We start from the raw sequence: 17,139 nt of genomic DNA, 5'->3' as shown, positions 1-17,139 counted from the left end.
CTCACATGCATGAAGTGAAGGGCTTAAGCTATAGCAGAGGATTTGCAGTAAGCCAGAATATCGCAGCGGGATTTGGCGCCGCTGGTCAAGAATCGGATCGAAAACGTGCCGGGGTGGCACGGGGGACGAATGTCCCCGGTGCCGTTGCGGGTAAAAAGCCCGGCCTGCTCAGCCGTCGAGCAAGGTCATCACCTCGGCGCTGTAGCGTTCGCCAGCCACCGCGCCTTGGGCACCGAAAATAGCATCCAGCTGAGCCAGCTCCTCGGCGCTCAGGAAGACGCTGGCGGCAGCGACGTTGCTTTCCAGGTACTTGCGCTGCTTGGTGCCGGGGATCGGGATCACATTGCTGCCCTGGGCCAGCACCCAGCCCAAGGCCAGTTGCGAGGCGCTGATCTGCTTCTGCTCAGCCAACGCCTTGACCCGTTCGACCAAGGCCAGGTTGCGCTGGAAATTGTCGGCCAGGAAACGCGGGTTGAAGCGGCGGTAATCGTCTGCGGCAAAATCGTCCGGGGTCTTCAGCTCGCCTGTCAGGAAGCCGCGGCCCAAGGGGCTGTAGGCGACAAAAGCGATCCCCAGGCGTCGGCAGGTGTCGAGCACGCCGTTGTGTTCCGGCTCCCTGGACCACAGCGAGTATTCGCTTTGCACCGCTGCCAACGGGTGCACGGCATGGGCCCGCTGAATGGTCTCGGCGCTGGCCTCCGAAATCCCGATGTGGCGGACCTTGCCGGCCTTGACCAGCTCGGCCATGGCGCCGATGGTTTCTTCGACGGGTACCTGTGGGTCGATGCGATGCTGATAGTAGAGGTCAAGGTAATCGGTACCCAGGCGCTTGAGGCTGCCATCGATCGACTGCCGGACGTATTCGGGGTGACCATTGACGCCCCGGGCATGCGGATCATCGCTGCGCACCAGGCCGAACTTGCTCGCCAGGTAGATGCCTTCACGCTTGCCGCGCAAGGCGCGTCCGAGCAGTTCTTCGTTGGTGTGCGGCCCGTACATGTCGGCCGTGTCGAACAGGGTCACGCCCAGCTCAACGGCGCGGTGGAGCGTGGCGATGGATTCGCGCTCGTCGGTGCCCGTGGTGTAGAAATCCGACATGCCCATGCAGCCCAGGCCGATGGCGCTGACGTGGGGACCTTGATGGCCAAGTTGGCGAGTGATCATTGGTTGTTCCTTTAGGTTGAAGTGACGTGATCAGTCTTCGTAAAACAGTTTTCTGGATAAAGCCGCTGTTTTTGTTTTAACTATTCGTGATTTCCGAATAGTGAGTGGAACCATGGATCGACTACAGGCAATGCAGGTGTTCCGGCGCATCGTCGAACTGGGCGGTTTCGGCAAGGCGGCCGACGATCTGGGTTTGCCCCGGGCTACCGTCAGCCTGTTGATCCAGCAACTGGAGGGGCATCTGGGGGTGCAACTGCTACAGCGCACCACGCGGCAGGTGCGCGCAACCCTGGACGGCGAAGCCTATTACCAGCGCTGCGGCCAGTTGCTCGATGAACTGGATGACCTGGAAACCTCGCTGTCGGCGCAACGCAGCCAACCTCGCGGCACCCTGCGCGTGGACATGCCCATCGCCTTCGGCTGCACATGGATCGTGCCGAACCTGGCGGACTTCTATCGGCGCTATCCGCAATTGAAACTGGACCTGGGGTTTCATGACCGGTTGGTTCATCTGCAGCGTGAAGGCGTGGATTGCGCCGTTCGGGCCGGCGCCATCAGCGACCAGGCGCTGGTGGCGCGACCGATCGTGCGGTTGTGCCAGGTGACTTGCGCCAGCCCTGGCTACTTGGCCCGTTCAGGTACGCCTGTGGCGCTGGAGGACCTGGCAGAGCACCGCGCCATCGGTTTCGCGTCCGGTAACGGTCGCTATTTCCCGTTCGAATTCGAAGTGGCAGGGCAGGTGCGCGAATTGCAGATGTCATCCGAGCTGACCGTCAACAACGCCGACGGCTACGTAACGGCTTGTGAGGCAGGATTCGGCCTGATCCAGGCGCCGCGTTACCACGTGCAACGGCAGATCGCCGAGGGGCGGTTGATCGAGGTACTGAGCGATCATCCGGTGCCGTCATGGCCGATTTCAGTGGTCTACCCGCCTCATCGACAGCTGTCGCCGAGGGTAAGGGTGTTCATCGATTGGCTGATCGAATTGCTGCATGGCGCGGCGGATGCGGACGAGTCCCTGATGGTGCGGGTTTAACCCGAACCACCCCGAAACCCCATTCCCCCGTGGCGAGGGAGCTTGCTCCCGCTGGATTGCGTAGCAATCCCAAGAAGGCTGGTCGTGATCAGCCTGGCACACCCTGGTGAAGGGGCTTGGGGCCGCTACGCAGCCCAGCGGGGATAAATCCCCTCGCCACAGAAAACCATGACCTCAAGCCTTTGACGCTGACACCCAGCACTGCCCTTCGTGGCCAGGGAGCTTGCTCCCGCTGGATTGCGCAGCAATCCCAAAAGGCTCGTGATCAGCCTGGCACACCTCGGTGATAGGGCTTGGGGCCGCTACGCAGCCCAGCGGGAGCAAGCTCCCTCGCCACGGTTTGTATCGGCATGCACCGTACTCCCTGTCATGAAAATGCTGGGAACTGCCGCCTTACCCCAAGCGAAAAATCGGAACTATCGCTTTGGCGGCACGATCATTTCCCTAGGCGTTAATCAACGCGACCCCGGTGGCCCGGATCTCACGGAAACCGCCACGGGACGCTGAACGATAAGGAGCTGTCATGACCGTTACCACCCATCCCCTCTACCGAAGCACGCCAGGTCCGCTTCACGCGGTCCTGCTCGCCGGTAGCGTTCCGTTGTTTCTCGGGGCGCTGCTCAATGACATCGCGTACTACAAGACCTACCAGATCCAATGGAGCAATTTCGCCTCCTGGCTGATTGCCGGCGGACTGCTGTTCTGTGGGTTGGCCTTGCTGTTTGCGCTGGTCAATCTGATCCGTGCGGAGCGCAAGGCCGGGCGTCCCGTGGTGTATTTCCTGCTGTTGCTGGTGACTTGGGTACTCGGGCTGATCAATGCCTTTGAACATGCCAAGGACGCCTGGGCCATCATGCCCCAGGGCCTGGTTCTGTCAGTCGCCGTCAGCGTGTTGGCCTGCGCTGCGGCGTGGGTCGGGCTGACCAATCTGCGTTCCGGAGGTGAGCAATGAAACCGCGCATCGCATTGACAGCCTTGAGCATGGCGCTGTTGCTGAGCGCGTGCGGAGGGGAAGGGGACGCCACTCAGGCACGCGGTCCGGACCCCAAATTGCCGGAGCCCCAGCGCGGGTTGTTGCCCAGCATGAAAATCGCCGAGCCGGTGCCCTGGGGCGAGCAGAAACCAACGGTGCCGCAAGGCTACGAGATCACCGCGATCGCCACCGACCTGAAGATTCCGCGCCAGACCCTGGTGTTGCCCAACGGCGATATCCTGGTGGCCGAAGGCCGTGGCGGAAACGCCGCGAAGCTCAAGCCCAAGGATGTGATTGCCAGCGTCATCAAGGCCAAGGGCAACACCCAGGTCAAGGGCGGCAATCGTCTGACCTTGTTGCGCGACGCTGACGGTGACGGCACCTACGAGCTCAAGACGGTCTTCGCCGAAAACCTCAACGCACCCTATGGCCTGGCGTTTGCCGACGGCAAGCTGTACGTCGCCAACCAGGACGCACTGGTGCGCTTCGATTATGAAGAGGGCCAGACCAAGGCCGGCGGGCCACCCACCAAAGTCACCGACCTGCCCTCCGAGATCAACCACCACTGGACCAAGGCACTGGCCATCAGTCCCGACGGACGCTCGCTGTACGTTGGCATCGGTTCGAACAGCAACGTCACCGAACGCGGCATGGAAGTCGAAATCGACCGGGCCATGGTCTGGCAGATCGACGCCGAGACGGGCGCCCACAGACCCTATGCGACAGGTCTGCGCAACCCGACGGCGCTGAAGGTCGAGCCTGGCTCCGGACAGTTGTGGGCGGTGGTCAACGAGCGTGACGAGTTGGGCCCCGACCTGGTGCCGGATTACCTGACATCGGTGCGCGAGGGCGCGTTCTATGGCTGGCCCTATAGCTATTGGGGGCAGAACGTCGATCCGCGCGCGCAGCCGCAGGATCCGCAAAAAGTCGCCGCAGCGGTCAAACCCGACTACAGCCTCGGGTCCCACGTCGCGGCACTCGGTGTCGATTTCTCCATCCCGGCCATGGGCGAGCAATTCGCCGAAGGCGCCTTCGTGGGTGAGCACGGCAGTTGGAACCGCGACCAGCCGGTGGGCTACAAGGTCATTTTCGTGCCGTTTCGCAACGGTCGTCCCGCCGGTGAGCCGGTGGACTTCGCCACGGGTTTTCGCGGTGACGATGGCAAGACCCGTGGGCGGCCCGTGGGTGTGACCGTTGATCCGCGCGGTGCGTTGATCATCGCCGATGACCTGGCGAACACCGTGTGGCGGGTGACTCGCAAGCCATGAACCCGATGCCCGGGACGCGCTGCCGTCCCGGGTAATCCCGCCGGTTTTGCAGGTTCGCGCAAAACCCCGACAGTCCCCGCAACATCACCAAAGCCCGGTAACCCTCGTTGCGCGACAGTGAAGCCGTCAATCACGACAGCGCACCGGCGAATGTCTCGTCGGTCGGTCAACGAGGAGAGCTACCATGAGCGATATCAAACACAACATTCCCCACGAAGTCGAAGGCAAGGTCGCCCTGGTCACCGGCGCCGCCAGCGGTATCGGCAAGGCCATTTCCCTGTTGCTGCATGCCCGTGGCGCCAAGGTGATCGCCGAGGACATCAACCCCGCCGTCAACGAGCTGGCCCGCCCGGGACTGGTGCCGCTGGTGGCCGACATCACCGCGGACGGTGCCGCCGAGCGCGCGGTGGGCCTGGCGATCGAGCAGTTTGGCCGGCTGGATATCCTGGTCAATAACGCCGGCATCATCATCAATAAACGGGTAGTCGACATGACGCGCCAGGACTGGGAACGCATCCAGGCGGTCAACGCCACTGCGGCGTTTCTGCATTCACGCGAAGCGGTCAAGGCAATGATGCCCAACAAGTCCGGGGCCATCGTCAACATCGCCTCCTATGCCTCCTATTTCGCTTTCCCGACCATCGCCGCCTACACCGCGTCCAAGGGCGCCCTCGCGCAGTTGACCCGCACGCTGGCGCTGGAAGTCATCGAGCATGGCATCCGGGTCAATGCGGTCGGCGTTGGCGACGTGGTCACCAATATCCTCAATGACGTGGTCGAGGATGGCCCGCAATTTCTCGCCCAGCACGGCGAAGCCGCCCCCATCGGCCGGGCCGCGCAACCTGAAGAAATCGCCGAGGTGGTCGCCTTCCTGGCCTCGGACCGCGCCAGCTTCATGGTCGGCTCGGTGGTCATGGCTGACGGCGGCATGACTGTCACCGCCGGCTGAGCCAACAGAGGAGAACCGTCATGAGCAATCGTAAAACCTGGCTGGTCACCGGCTGTTCCACTGGTTTTGGTCGATACATTGCCGAGCATCTGCTCAAGCAGGATGAGCGCGTAGTCGTCACCGCCCGCAAAGTCAAGCAAGTGCAGGACCTGGGCCGCCTCGGCGAAGCCCTGGTGCTGCCGCTCGATGTCACTGACCCACAGCAGGCCCGCGACGCAGTGGCCGCCACCGAACGAGAATTTGGTACGGTCGACGTGTTGGTCAATAACGCTGGTATCGGTTATTTCGCCGCGGTCGAGGAAACCGATCCGCAGGCAGCGCGTCGGCTCCTGGAGGTCAACCTGTTCGGTACCGCGAACATGATCCACGCGGCGCTACCAGGCATGCGTCGGCGGCGGCAGGGGATGATCGTCAACCTGACATCCATCGGCGGGCTCGCCGGCTTTCCTGCGGTGGGTTATTACTGCGCGAGCAAGTTTGCCGTGGAAGGGCTCAGCGATGCCTTGCGGGCCGAAGTCGAACCGCTCGGCATCCGAGTCATGACCGTGCAACCCAGCGCGTTTCGCACCGAGTGGGCCGGCTCGGCAGCCGAGGTAAGCGAGCCGATCGATGACTATGACGCCACCGCAGGCGCCGCACGCCGCGCTTATCACGCCTCGGTCGGCAGGCAGGAAGGCGACCCGGCGCGTGCGGCCGCGGCGATCTATACCGCGGTCAATGCCGAGCAGCCGCCTCAGCGGTTGCTATTGGGCAATCGCGCGTTCGAAGTGGCGATGGCCAAGCTGTCCGCCATGCAGGAAGAGTTTCGCGCGTGGGAGGCCACGGCGCGTGGAGCTGATTTTCCTGGTCTGGAGCGCTGATAGCCCGACCGGTGTCCGTTGTACCGGGCGCCGGTCGTTCCGTTTTACAGAAGGATATCTTCGGGCCCGCGGATGGCCGCTTCAATCCGTGTTCCGGTCAAGCGTTCCTCGTTCGAGAAACCGTCGTAGTCGGCCAAATCACCAAAACGAACACCCGTCAGCGTTTCGATCTGATCAACGCTGTGTCGATAGGTCTTGAGCGCCCCGAACAGGAGCTCCAGTTTTCCCAGCTCCCGGCGTTGGTCAATCATGTAGGCGCTGGCCGAGGGCTTGCCGTCGTCGCCGAGGAATGCCACGACTTTCCAGAAGGCAGTGGGGATCTGTACGCCCCGGTAGGTCGGATCATCTTCGCGCAGCAACGGCCCGGTGAATACCGTCGCCCTGGCTTTCCAGCGGCGAGTGTTGTCGAGGATATAGTCCTCGAGCTCCAGCCAGGTTTTCTGGTTGAAGGCGGCCATCTGTGGTGAGCAGTTGGTGAAGTGGAAGGTGTCGGCGTTGGCCGTGTGCGCATCCTGGCCCCAGTTGGGGTCCTGGCGCCTGACCAGATGGCCGCGATCGAGCAGGTTGTCGGCATAGAGCTCTTCGCCGAGCTGCGCATCGCTGGGCAGTCGCCCGTCATAGGCCCAGGCATCGCGCCCGCGATCGACTTCGACACTGCTGGCGCCATCGATATTGACACCCGCCACGAGCGCCAATCGTCGACTCCGAGACAGGGTGATGGAGAAATGGGTGTAATCCAGACGATTCATGGCTGCGCCCGTCGGGTGGACGTCCTCTGCCTGGGCTGGATCCAGGGACGGCCAGGGCACGATGAAATCACCCAGGAAGTCGCTGCGATAACCCTCTCGATTTTCCAGCTGTGTTGCCGGAGTGATCCTGGGTTCCGTCTGTCTGCGCAGGGCAGCGGGAGCTGCCTGCAAGGATTGGACAAGCGGTTTGAGATCCGCAAGCCTTGGTCGGTGAGAGACGTTCGTCGCTAGTCCTGGTAACGGCATGGCGCTTCCTCGCTGGGCTCGATGCCAACTATCATGCCGTCAGCAGCATGAAGGTTTGATGATGCGGCTGTTCAGAACGGCCCCAGCTTCAGCGGGTACTGGATGACGACGTACAGCCTGTCGATGTCATCGCCGGCCTGGGCGCTGTTGGCGCGGTGGGTAACGTGGGACAGTTGCAGCGACAGGTCCTTGGCCGGCCCTGATTGCACGACGTAATGCAGGTCCAGGTCGCGCTCCCAATGGCGACCACCGTCCCCCTGCTGCGGGCTGTAGGTTCCAGTGTCGCTGTCGAACGGGTTGTAGGCACCGCCCCTTGGCGCATGGCTGCCATCTATCCCGTTGCCGGTTACGTAGCGGGCCATGAAACTCAGGCCGGGGATACCCAACGTGCCCAGGTCGAGGTCGTAACGAGCCTGCCAGGAGCGTTCGCCCGGGCCATTGAAATCGGCGTATTTGATCGAGTTGGCGAGGTAGATGGAGTCGCCACCGACGAAATCGAAAGGCGTGTCGCCGTTGATTTTCTGATACGCCAAGGTGAATGCCTGGGCTTCATGTCGATATTTGCCGGACAGGCTGAAGGCCGTGTTGTCGATGGCGCCTGCGCTGGCCTGGCCATGGTCGCGGGTGTAGTAGACGTTACCGTCGAGGAACAACTGGCCCAGCGTCGAATGCACATTGGCGTAGTACTGGCGCCAGGTGTCGCTCAGCTCGGAAGCATAGAGCGCGCCGCCCACCGTGCGGCCGCTGAACAGGTCGGCACCGATGAAGTCGATACTGCCGTGGCGGGTACTTGCCCCATAACCAGAGAAATCGCCTTTGGCGGTGGAGGCATCCTGGTTCTTGAAGGCGTTGAAATGACCCGCCTGCAAATCGACCTCAGCGAATTCCTGGCTCGACAGCAACACGCCGCTGGCGTATTCCGGTTGCAGGCGCTTGTCAGCTGTATCGAATACCGGTGTCGCGACGGTCATTTCGCCCAGCGCCAAGGTGGTTCGTGAGGTGTTGAATTTCAGCGCAGCGCCGGCGCTGGAGTATCCGTCCTCACTGCGTCCGTCGTCGTCCAGCGGCAGCAATCCCGTCCCCGAGTGGCCCTTGCCGCCGTCCAGTTTCAAACCGACGAACCCATGGGCGTCGATACCTGCACCGACGATACCGGGCGTGAAGCCGGACTCGAACGTGGCGATGAAGCCCTGGGCCCATTCCGCCTTGTAGCTCTTGCCCGCCGGGGTAGGGGACCGGTAGTCATTGTTGAGGTAGAAGTTGCGGCTCAGCACCTCAAATGACGCCCCTTGCAGGAAACCCTCGGCGGTTTGTCCCGCCAGTGCGGGTGCGCTTCCCGCGAGCAAAGCCAGCAGCCAGATCGGCTTCAGGGCGACCGGTGCTGGCCTGGGTACAATCATGTTTGTGGATGCGAGCGACATGCGACTTTTCCGTGTGAACCAAGGCCTGGACAGAGCGCCATTTTTTGGTGAGGTCGCGCGCAGCGGCGAGTTAAACGTTGTTAATTGCGTAACGCGGGCCCGACCGCACTCCAGAAAGCGCAGCCCGTGCCGATTCAAGGGAGATTGCCTATAGTTTCTGCATCACAGGGACGCCCGCTGCCGCGACGGAACACTGATATGACCGCATCTTCACCTCCTCAAACGTTCAAATCCCTTGGTTGCGCCGAGTGTCGCGACCATTCTGCATTGGGATTTGATTTCACCATGGCGTTCCAACCGATCGTCAATGTCCGCACGCGCACGGCCTTTGCCTATGAGGCACTGGTCAGAGGCGTGAACGGCGAATCGGCAGGTTATATCCTCGGGCTGGTGAATGACGGCAACCGCTACCGGTTCGACCAGGCCTGCCGGGTGAAAGCGATCGAGGAGGCTGCCAGGCTGGGTATCCTCGACATTCCCGATTGTCTGCTCAGCATCAACTTCCTGCCCAACGCCGTGTACCGGGCCGAGACCTGCATACGGGCGACATTGGAGGCTGCGCGTCAAAGCCGCTTTCCGCCGGACAGGCTCATGTTCGAGGTCACGGAAGGCGAAAGGGTGGACGATCCCGAGCACCTCAAGTCGATCTTCCTGGAGTACGAACGCCAGGGTTTCACGACCGCAATCGATGACTTCGGTTCGGGCTATTCGGGGCTCAATCTGCTGGCGCTGTTCCAGCCCCAGGTACTGAAGATCGACATGGCGTTGACCCGAGGCATCGACCAGGACCCGGTCAGGCGCGCGATTGTCGAGGGGATCATCCTGGTCGCCGGCCGGCTGGGGATTACCGTCATCGCCGAGGGCGTCGAGACGCGAGAAGAAAGCGCGACGCTGCTGGAGCTGGGCATCGAGCTGATGCAGGGGTATCTCTATGCGCGACCCGAGACGGGTCGGCTCGCGGTGGGCAGGTTCGATTAGCCAGCAGCAGGCGCCCATGATTGCAGGCCTCACACGCTATTGAAGCGGTGGGCCTGCTTGCTTGTTTCATGTACCCGCCGCGATCACGCGCGCGGATGGTCGCCAGACAACGGCGGAGTCCGCGGCGGGATCATCCGTTTCGAGCCCGTCGACTCGAATGCCGAGGCCAGCTGCAGCAGTTTCGAATCGTCATAGGCACGGCCCGCGAACGTCAGCCCGACCGGCATGCCGATGTCCGCCATGACGCCCATCGGCACGGTGACCGTAGGCACGCCGAGGTGGCGGATGGCGAGGTTGCCGTTGGCGACCCATACGCCATTGCTCCAGGCAATGTCGGCTGACGCCGGGTTGACGTCCGCGTCGGCGGGCCCGACGTCCGCCACGGTAGGGAAGATCACCGCGTCCAGGCCAAGGCGCTCCATCCAATCCTCGAGATCGATCCGGCGTGTCTGTTCGAGGCCGCGCAAGCCATCGGGCAAGGTCGGAATCTGGTCCCACGGCGTGATGCCGCGCTGGGCCATCTTCACGTATTCGTCCATGCCGGCGGCAAGATCATCCTCGCGATTGGGCAGGGTGCCCGGGTCGTGAGGAAAAATCAGCGGTCCGTCGACGTCGGCCAGGCGATTGAGTTTCGGATCGCCGTTGGCCCGCAGGAAATCGTCGAACGCCCAAGCCGACAGGTCCCAGAGTTCATGGTGCAGGAACTCCTTGGACACCAGGCCGCGGGTGAACACGGTCGGCGCGCCCGGGCGATCGCCCTCGCAGTTGGACACCAGCGGGAAATCCACCTCGATCACTTCGGCGCCCTGGGCCTCCAGCGCCTTGCGCGCGGCTTCCCAGAGGGTAATCACCGACGGCCGAGTGATGATTCGTTGCCCGGTCGGGCCGCCAATGCCTGGCTTTTCAGCGGTGCCGGCTTCGGGGTCGGCATTGATGTACATGCGCGGCACGCCGAAACGGATGCCGGCCAGCGCTTCGGGTTTGGCGGCAAGGCTCGGGTACGAGGCGGGACGGACCGAATCGACGGACGGAATCGGCACCCAGGGTTGCAGGCGCCACAGGTCGCCACGGGGGGCGGGGTCGTTCGCCACCACCACGTCCAGCACTTCCAGCAGGTCGGCCATGGTCCTGGCGTAGGGCACCACAACGTCCATCGTCGGCGTCAACGGCCAGTTACCGCGCACCGAGATCACCCCGCGCGAGGGCGTGTAGGCACACAAGCCATTGTTGGAGGCCGGGCCGCGTCCGCTGGACCAGGTTTCTTCAGCAAGGCCGAAGGCGGCGAAACTGGCAGCGGTGGCAGTGCCCGCGCCGTTCGACGAGCCCGAGGCGAAAGGCGCGGTGAGGTAATCCGCGTTATAAGGGCTTTCGGCGCGGCCATACACGCCGCGCTGCATGCCGCCGTTCGCCATCGGCGGCATATTGGTCTTGCCCAGGCAGATCGCCCCGGCGGCGCGCAGGCGTTCGATGGTGAAGGCGTCGCGATGGGCAACCAGGTCCTTGAAGGCCGGGCTTCCAGAGGCAGCGGTAAGCCCCTTCACCAGATAACTGTCCTTGGCGGTATAGGGAATGCCATCGAGGGGGCCCAGAGTCTGGCCTTTGGCCCGCCGGGCATCGGACGCCTTCGCCTCGTCCAGCGCATCGGGGTTGCGAACCACCACCGCGTTGAGGGCGGTAGGCGTGTCGGGACCGTCATAGGCGTCGATCCGGGCGAGATAGGCCTGGACCAGCTCGACCGCCGTGGTCTGGCCGGATTCCAGCGCAGCCCGGAGCTGGGCAATGGAGATTTCGGTGATTTCAATCATGCTGTTACCGCTTCGGCTGACGAAGAACATGAGGCGCGGGTATGTTCAAGTAAAATCCCCGGACGCCTGATGTCGTTCAAGTTAGGGCTGATATCGGGTGCAGACTGTACTACGAGAGCGTGAGCGGAGCACTCTCCCTTCTGAAGTAACAACGGACTCCGTGGCGAGGGAGCAAGCTCCCTCGCCACGCTCGGATGCGCCACTTTCGATTTCCTCTTGTATTCGGAAAAACATATATTCGACTGAACACAAATAGACGGCCCCTTCGAAATGACGATCAAAGTAGGTATCAACGGTTTCGGACGCATCGGTCGCCTTGCCTTGCGCGCGGCCTGGGGCTGGCCGGATTTCGAGTTCGTGCAGGTCAACGACCCGGCGGGCGACGCGGCGACCCATGCGCATCTGTTGAACTTCGATTCGGTGCACGGCCGTTGGAACCGCCAGGCCGACGCCGAGGGCGCCAGCATGATCATCGAGGGGCAGCGCATCAAGGTCACAGCCAACAAAGCGATCGCCGACACCGACTGGTCGGGCTGCGATGTGGTGATCGAGGCCAGCGGCAAGATGAAGACGGTCGCGGTGCTCCAGGCGTATCTCGATCAGGGCGTCAAGCGCGTGGTAGTCAGTGCCCCGGTGAAAGAGCAGGGCGCCTTGAATATCGTCATGGGCGTCAATCACCAGCAGTTCGAGCCGGACCGGCATCGCATCGTGACGGCGGCTTCCTGCACCACCAACTGCCTGGCGCCCGTGGTCAAGGTAATCCACGAGAAGCTCGGCATCCGTCACGGCTCGATCACCACCATTCATGACCTGACCAACACCCAGAGCATCCTCGACCAGCCGCACAAGGACCTGCGCCGCGCCCGGGCGTCGGGCATGAGCCTGATCCCCACCAGCACCGGCTCGGCCACTGCAATCGCCGAAATCTTCCCTGAGCTGCGCGGGCGCCTCAACGGCCATGCCGTGCGGGTGCCGTTGGCGAATGCGTCGCTGACCGATTGCGTGTTCGAGGTCGAGCGAGCCACCACGGTCGAGGAAGTGAACGGTTTTCTCAAGGACGCAGCCGAGCAAGAGCTCAAGGACATTCTCGGTTTCGAGGAGCGCCCTCTGGTGTCCATCGACTATCGCACCGATCCGCGCTCGTCGATCATCGATGCGCTGTCGACCCTGGTGGTCAACGGCACCCAGGTCAAGCTTTACGCCTGGTACGACAACGAATGGGGCTACGCCAACCGCACCGTCGAACTGGCCCGGATGGTTGGCCTGGCCGTCTGAGGAATTGTGATGACAGCCTTGTCAGCCTTAGCGCCGCAAGTGCGGCAGTATCTGCTCGTCACCAGTAATTACTGGGCCTTCACCCTGACCGACGGCGCCCTGCGCATGCTCGTGGTGTTGCACTTTCACGCGTTGGGCTACAGCCCGCTGCAGATTGCCGCGCTGTTCCTGTTCTACGAACTCTTCGGCGTGATCACCAACCTGTTGGGCGGCTACCTCGGTGCCCGGCTGGGCCTGAACCGGACGATGAACATCGGCCTGGGCCTGCAAGTCGTGGCGCTGCTGATGCTGACGGTTCCGTCCGCCTGGCTGACCATCGCCTGGGTGATGATGGCCCAGGCGCTTTCGGGCATCGCCAAGGACCTGAACAAGATGAGCGCCAAGAGCTCCATCAAGCTGCTGGTGCCTGACGGTGAGCAGGGCAGGCTTTATCGCTGGATAGCGATCCTCACCGGCTCGAAGAACGCGCTCAAGGGCGTCGGCTTTTTCCTCGGCGGGGCGTTGCTCGCATGGATCGGTTTCCAGGGCGCATTGTTGGCGATGGCCGTTGTGTTGGCGCTGATCTGGGGCGGTAGCCTGATCCTGCTGAAGAAGGACCTGGGCAAGGCCAAGGCCAAGCCGAGATTTCGCGACGTTCTTTCCAAGAGCCGGGCGATCAATATTTTGTCGGCCGCGCGAATGTTCCTGTTCGGCGCCCGGGATGTCTGGTTCGTGGTGGCCCTGCCGGTCTACCTGAGCAGTGTCTACGGCTGGGATTTCTCGACCGTGGGCGGATTTCTCGCCGCGTGGGTCATCGGCTACGGCATCGTGCAATCCCTGGCGCCGAACATCACCGGCAAGAAACGCGGGCAGGTGCCGGATGGCCGCGCCGCGTTCCTCTGGGCGCTGGCGTTGGCGGGCTTACCGGCGGCGATGGCCCTGGGGCTGTCACAGCAGGCAGTGCTGTTGGGCGGGCTGATGGTCTTTGGCGCGCTGTTCGCGGTGAATTCTTCCCTGCACAGCTATCTGATCGTGTCGTACGCCAAGGAGGACGGCGTGTCGCTGGACGTGGGTTTCTATTACATGTCCAACGCCATCGGCCGGCTGGCCGGGACGCTGCTTTCCGGTTGGGTCTACCAAGGGTACGGGTTGGCGGCGTGCCTATGGATTTCCAGTGCATTCGTGTTGCTCGCTGCCCTGATTTCGTTGGCTTTGCCCCGTCACGCAACGCACTGATTCGCTGCGCTTGCTGTTTCCGTTGGTCCGCAAAGCATCAGGCCCCGTCTTGACAACACTGCGGGACGAAGCAAATACTCGGCGCAAATTCATATAGATGACTAGATAACAAGGTGAATATAGTCCTATGAACGCCCTGTCAAGCGACGCCCGCCTGCCGCTTTATCAACGTTTGCGTGACCAGTTGGCGGAGCAGATCGCCAACAATCGCTGGCGTCCGGGGGAGGCGATTCCCACCGAGGCAGCGTTGTCAGCCGAATACCAGCTGTCCACCGGAACCGTGCGCAAGGCAATTGATGCCTTGGTCAGCGAGGGCATCCTGGAGCGCCAGCAAGGGCGGGGCACCTTCATTCGTCGTCCCCAGTTCCAGTCATCGTTGTTTCGTTTCTTTCGCTTTCAATCGGCGTCCGGTGAGCGTCGGGTTCCGGAGAGTCGCATCCTCTCTGTCGAGCCGGTGGCGGCGCCGTCGGCGGTCGCGCAGGCCTTGGGGTTGCCGGTCGATGCGCCGGTGATCCGCATCGTCCGGGTACGTCTGCTGGAAGTCAAGCCGGTGCTCGCCGAAGAAATCTGGCTGCCCCGCAGCCGATTCCAGTCGTTGCTGGAGATCGATCTGAGCCAGAAAGGGCCGCTGCTCTATCCCATCTACGAGGAAGTCTGCGGGCAGGTGGTTGCCTACGCGCAGGAAACCCTCACCGCCGAATCGGTCAACGAGGTGCACGCGCGCTTGTTGCAGGTTCCGGTCAACAGCCCGGTGGTGGTGATCGAGCGCCTGGCCCGTGATTACGCCGGCAACCCGCTGGAATGGCGCCGTTCGCGCGGGCATGCCGAGCATTTCCGCTACAGCGTCGAGATCCGCTGACGTTGGCGGGCTAGCGGCGTCTCGAACGCCGCTGCCCTTGCCCTGTGTGTTTTTCCTGACTGGCCCTGTAGCGGCGCGGTTCGCTCTCGGCTGCCTTTTGTTCCACTCATAAGGATAAGAATCATGTTCAGTTGGTATCGCCAGATCACTTCGCGGGAGCGCAAGACGTTTTGGGCGTGTTTTGGCGGCTGGTCGCTCGACGCGCTGGAAGTCCAGATGTTCGGCCTGGCGATACCGGCGTTGATCGCCGCGTTCGCCTTGTCCAAGGGCGATGCGGGGCTGATCAGCGGCGTTACGCTGGTGACCTCGGCCCTCGGTGGCTGGGTCGGCGGGACGCTGTCCGACCGTTATGGCCGGGTGCGCACGCTGCAATGGATGATCCTGTGGTTCTCGTTTTTCACCTTCCTGTCGGCGTTCGTCACGGGCTTCCACCAACTGTTGATCGTCAAGGCATTGCAGGGCTTTGGCATTGGCGGAGAGTGGGCGGCCGGCGCGGTGCTGATGGCCGAGACCATCAATCCGAAATACCGCGGCAAGGTCATGGGCACGGTCCAGAGCGCCTGGGCAGTGGGTTGGGGGCTGGCGGTCGGGGTCTTTACGCTGATCTACTCCCTGGTGCCGCAGGACATGGCCTGGCGGGTGATGTTCATCGTCGGCCTGCTGCCATCGTTCCTGATCATCTGGGTACGGCGCAACGTCGAGGAGCCGGACAGCTTCCAGCGCCTGCAAAAGGAACAGGCGATCCCGCAGAGCTTCTTCAAGTCCCTGGGCGGCATCTTTCGCCCGGAACTGATTCGCGTGACCCTGTTCGGCGGTTTACTGGGGTTGGGTGCCCACGGCGGTTATCACGCGGTGATGACGTGGCTGCCGACCTTCCTCAAGACCGAGCGCAACCTGTCGGTGCTCAACTCCGGCGGCTACCTGGCGGTGATCATCTTTGCCTTCTGGTGCGGTTGTGTAGTCAGTGGCTTGCTGATCGATCGCATCGGCCGGCGCAAGAACATCCTGCTGTTCGCGCTGTGCTGTGTGGTGACCGTGCAGTGCTACGTATTCCTGCCGTTGAGCAACACGCAGATGTTGTTCCTGGGCTTTCCGCTCGGCTTTTTCGCAGCCGGCATTCCGGCCAGCCTCGGGGCGTTCTTCAACGAGTTGTACCCGGCGGATGTACGCGGTGCCGGCGTCGGTTTCTGCTACAACTTCGGCCGGGTGCTGTCGGCGGTATTCCCGTTCCTGGTGGGGCACATGAGCGATTCCATGTCCCTGGGATCAGCCATCGGCATTGATGCCGGCATCGCCTACGGCGTGGCTGTGCTCGCGGCGCTTTGCCTGCCGGAAACCCGCGGCCGCAGCCTGGAAGCAACTGCGTCGCCAGCGCCTGGCGTGGCACCTGCCAGCGAGAGCGCCCGGGCCTGATCACTTCAATTTCGATAGATGAGAACCATGCTTGATTCCTGTACTACGTCGATGACCGGCATCGACTGCCATGCCCACGTGTTCAGCCGTGAGCTGGAACTGGCTGCCGTGCGGCGCTACACACCGGCCTATGACGCTACGCTTGCGCAATACCTGGACCAACTGCAGACCCATGGCTTGAGCCATGGAGTGCTGGTCCAGCCGAGCTTTCTCGGCAGCGATAACCGCTACCTGCTCGCCGCGCTGGGGCAGGCGCCGGAGCAATTGCGCGGGGTCGTGGTGGTGGAACCGGATATCAGCCGAGTCGAGCTGGAGGAGATGGCGCGGCTGGGCGTGGTCGGCGTTCGCTTGAACCTGATGGGCACGGCCTCGCCCGACTTTCGAGAAACCCTGTGGAAAGAGTTCCTTGGTCACCTTGCCGAATTGGATTGGCATGTCGAATTGCATGCCCCGGTAGAACATCTGCCGGGACTGATTCGCCAGTTGATGCCGTTCGGCGTCCGCTTGGTGGTCGACCACTTCGGTCGCCCCGATGCCCGTTCGGGCCTTGCCCAACCGGGATATCCCGAGCTGATGGCGCTGGGCGCCAGTGGCCAAGTCTGGCTGAAGGTCTCCGGCATCTACCGGCTGGCGGGCACGGATCGACAGAACCTGGCATTTGCCAGGGCCGCATTGGGCCTGCTGGAGCAGAGTTTCGGCGCCCATCGCCTGGTATGGGGGAGTGACTGGCCGCATACACAACACGAGGCAGTCGTGAGCTTCGATACGGTGATGCGCCAGTTACACGATTTGCAGATTTCTTTGCCGTTTATGCGCGCGCTTATGGTAGAAACGCCCTGCGCGTTGTTCCGGTTTTGAGACTGGCGTGCCATGCAGCCGAATTTTCCTGAACTCGCAGATTGAATAAGGATCTAGTATCCATTGCAGC

General features: G+C 62.6%; 15 protein-coding genes. 11 read left to right on the top strand and 4 right to left on the bottom strand.

Annotated features, from left to right (window positions below; all coding sequences use genetic code 11):
* Positions 1 to 168: 168 nt before the first annotated feature.
* Entirely contained in the window at positions 169 to 1,164 is a 996-nt protein-coding gene (locus tag PSH78_RS14385) for an aldo/keto reductase (RefSeq protein WP_305494917.1), read from the bottom strand.
* 112 nt (positions 1,165 to 1,276) lie between these two features.
* On the opposite strand from PSH78_RS14385, the gene PSH78_RS14380 reads away from it, so the two are divergent.
* From PSH78_RS14380 to PSH78_RS14360, 5 genes are all read left to right on the top strand, one after another.
* Positions 1,277 to 2,200: a LysR family transcriptional regulator gene (locus tag PSH78_RS14380; protein ID WP_305494915.1), complete on the top strand. Its 924-nt coding sequence runs from the start codon at positions 1,277 to 1,279 to the stop codon at positions 2,198 to 2,200.
* Positions 2,201 to 2,723: 523 nt separating this feature from the next.
* The gene (locus PSH78_RS14375; protein WP_305494913.1) at positions 2,724 to 3,152 is read left to right on the top strand and encodes a DUF2231 domain-containing protein; all 429 of its coding nucleotides are present in this window, start codon (positions 2,724 to 2,726) and stop codon (positions 3,150 to 3,152) included.
* On the top strand, positions 3,149 to 4,441 hold the full coding sequence (locus tag PSH78_RS14370; protein WP_305494911.1) for a sorbosone dehydrogenase family protein: 1,293 nt from the start codon (positions 3,149 to 3,151) through the stop codon (positions 4,439 to 4,441). The genes PSH78_RS14375 and PSH78_RS14370 overlap by 4 nt, the downstream gene beginning before the upstream one ends.
* A 184-nt stretch (positions 4,442 to 4,625) precedes the next feature.
* The gene (locus PSH78_RS14365) at positions 4,626 to 5,390 is read left to right on the top strand and encodes an SDR family NAD(P)-dependent oxidoreductase (protein WP_305494909.1); all 765 of its coding nucleotides are present in this window, start codon (positions 4,626 to 4,628) and stop codon (positions 5,388 to 5,390) included.
* 20 nt (positions 5,391 to 5,410) lie between these two features.
* The gene (locus PSH78_RS14360) at positions 5,411 to 6,250 is read left to right on the top strand and encodes an oxidoreductase (protein WP_305494907.1); all 840 of its coding nucleotides are present in this window, start codon (positions 5,411 to 5,413) and stop codon (positions 6,248 to 6,250) included.
* A gap of 44 nt (positions 6,251 to 6,294) precedes the next feature.
* Here PSH78_RS14360 and PSH78_RS14355 read toward each other — a convergent pair whose 3' ends face one another.
* Positions 6,295 to 7,245, bottom strand: a complete 951-nt coding sequence (locus tag PSH78_RS14355) for a DNA/RNA non-specific endonuclease (RefSeq protein WP_305494905.1) — start codon at positions 7,243 to 7,245, stop codon at positions 6,295 to 6,297.
* A gap of 71 nt (positions 7,246 to 7,316) precedes the next feature.
* Entirely contained in the window at positions 7,317 to 8,645 is a 1,329-nt protein-coding gene (locus tag PSH78_RS14350; RefSeq protein ID WP_370871122.1) for an OprD family porin, read from the bottom strand.
* A gap of 219 nt (positions 8,646 to 8,864) precedes the next feature.
* On the opposite strand from PSH78_RS14350, the gene PSH78_RS14345 reads away from it, so the two are divergent.
* Positions 8,865 to 9,644 carry an EAL domain-containing protein gene (locus PSH78_RS14345; RefSeq protein ID WP_305494902.1) on the top strand — a complete coding sequence of 260 codons (780 nt, stop codon included), beginning with the start codon at positions 8,865 to 8,867 and terminating at the stop codon, positions 9,642 to 9,644.
* 83 nt (positions 9,645 to 9,727) lie between these two features.
* Here the strand turns inward: PSH78_RS14345 and PSH78_RS14340 are convergent, their stop codons facing one another.
* On the bottom strand, positions 9,728 to 11,449 hold the full coding sequence (locus tag PSH78_RS14340) for an amidase (RefSeq protein ID WP_305494901.1): 1,722 nt from the start codon (positions 11,447 to 11,449) through the stop codon (positions 9,728 to 9,730).
* A 270-nt stretch (positions 11,450 to 11,719) separates the two neighbouring features.
* Between PSH78_RS14340 and PSH78_RS14335 the strand changes: the two genes are divergently transcribed.
* The 5 genes from PSH78_RS14335 (at position 11,720) to PSH78_RS14315 (ending at position 17,069) form a co-directional block, all read left to right on the top strand.
* On the top strand, positions 11,720 to 12,724 hold the full coding sequence (locus tag PSH78_RS14335; protein WP_305494899.1) for an ArsJ-associated glyceraldehyde-3-phosphate dehydrogenase: 1,005 nt from the start codon (positions 11,720 to 11,722) through the stop codon (positions 12,722 to 12,724).
* A gap of 9 nt (positions 12,725 to 12,733) precedes the next feature.
* Complete coding sequence (gene arsJ / locus PSH78_RS14330) at positions 12,734 to 13,939, top strand: organoarsenical effux MFS transporter ArsJ (protein ID WP_305494898.1); 1,206 nt, start codon at positions 12,734 to 12,736, stop codon at positions 13,937 to 13,939.
* Positions 13,940 to 14,066: 127 nt separating this feature from the next.
* Positions 14,067 to 14,798: a GntR family transcriptional regulator gene (locus PSH78_RS14325; protein ID WP_305494897.1), complete on the top strand. Its 732-nt coding sequence runs from the start codon at positions 14,067 to 14,069 to the stop codon at positions 14,796 to 14,798.
* Between the two features lie 123 nt (positions 14,799 to 14,921).
* Positions 14,922 to 16,211, top strand: a complete 1,290-nt coding sequence (locus PSH78_RS14320; protein ID WP_305494896.1) for an MFS transporter — start codon at positions 14,922 to 14,924, stop codon at positions 16,209 to 16,211.
* A 27-nt stretch (positions 16,212 to 16,238) separates the two neighbouring features.
* The gene (locus PSH78_RS14315) at positions 16,239 to 17,069 is read left to right on the top strand and encodes an amidohydrolase (protein ID WP_305494895.1); all 831 of its coding nucleotides are present in this window, start codon (positions 16,239 to 16,241) and stop codon (positions 17,067 to 17,069) included.
* The last annotated feature ends 70 nt before the right edge of the window (positions 17,070 to 17,139 follow it).

It is taken from the genome of Pseudomonas sp. FP198, assembly GCF_030687895.1.
Lineage (GTDB): Bacteria > Pseudomonadota > Gammaproteobacteria > Pseudomonadales > Pseudomonadaceae > Aquipseudomonas.
This window is presented reverse-complemented; position numbering and strand designations above follow the sequence as displayed.

What these genes read in the sequence shown, in the direction of transcription:
- PSH78_RS14315 (WP_305494895.1), top strand. Translation starts at nt 16,239, where the DNA reads ATGCTTGATTCCTGTACTACGTCGATGACCGGCATCGACTGCCATGCC.
- PSH78_RS14355 (WP_305494905.1), bottom strand. Translation starts at nt 7,245, where the DNA reads ATGCCGTTACCAGGACTAGCGACGAACGTCTCTCACCGACCAAGGCTT.
- PSH78_RS14325 (WP_305494897.1), top strand. Translation starts at nt 14,067, where the DNA reads ATGAACGCCCTGTCAAGCGACGCCCGCCTGCCGCTTTATCAACGTTTG.
- arsJ (WP_305494898.1), top strand. Translation starts at nt 12,734, where the DNA reads ATGACAGCCTTGTCAGCCTTAGCGCCGCAAGTGCGGCAGTATCTGCTC.
- PSH78_RS14345 (WP_305494902.1), top strand. Translation starts at nt 8,865, where the DNA reads ATGACCGCATCTTCACCTCCTCAAACGTTCAAATCCCTTGGTTGCGCC.
- PSH78_RS14320 (WP_305494896.1), top strand. Translation starts at nt 14,922, where the DNA reads ATGTTCAGTTGGTATCGCCAGATCACTTCGCGGGAGCGCAAGACGTTT.
- PSH78_RS14380 (WP_305494915.1), top strand. Translation starts at nt 1,277, where the DNA reads ATGGATCGACTACAGGCAATGCAGGTGTTCCGGCGCATCGTCGAACTG.
- PSH78_RS14335 (WP_305494899.1), top strand. Translation starts at nt 11,720, where the DNA reads ATGACGATCAAAGTAGGTATCAACGGTTTCGGACGCATCGGTCGCCTT.
- PSH78_RS14350 (WP_370871122.1), bottom strand. Translation starts at nt 8,645, where the DNA reads ATGATTGTACCCAGGCCAGCACCGGTCGCCCTGAAGCCGATCTGGCTG.
- PSH78_RS14365 (WP_305494909.1), top strand. Translation starts at nt 4,626, where the DNA reads ATGAGCGATATCAAACACAACATTCCCCACGAAGTCGAAGGCAAGGTC.
- PSH78_RS14370 (WP_305494911.1), top strand. Translation starts at nt 3,149, where the DNA reads ATGAAACCGCGCATCGCATTGACAGCCTTGAGCATGGCGCTGTTGCTG.
- PSH78_RS14375 (WP_305494913.1), top strand. Translation starts at nt 2,724, where the DNA reads ATGACCGTTACCACCCATCCCCTCTACCGAAGCACGCCAGGTCCGCTT.
- PSH78_RS14385 (WP_305494917.1), bottom strand. Translation starts at nt 1,164, where the DNA reads ATGATCACTCGCCAACTTGGCCATCAAGGTCCCCACGTCAGCGCCATC.
- PSH78_RS14340 (WP_305494901.1), bottom strand. Translation starts at nt 11,449, where the DNA reads ATGATTGAAATCACCGAAATCTCCATTGCCCAGCTCCGGGCTGCGCTG.
- PSH78_RS14360 (WP_305494907.1), top strand. Translation starts at nt 5,411, where the DNA reads ATGAGCAATCGTAAAACCTGGCTGGTCACCGGCTGTTCCACTGGTTTT.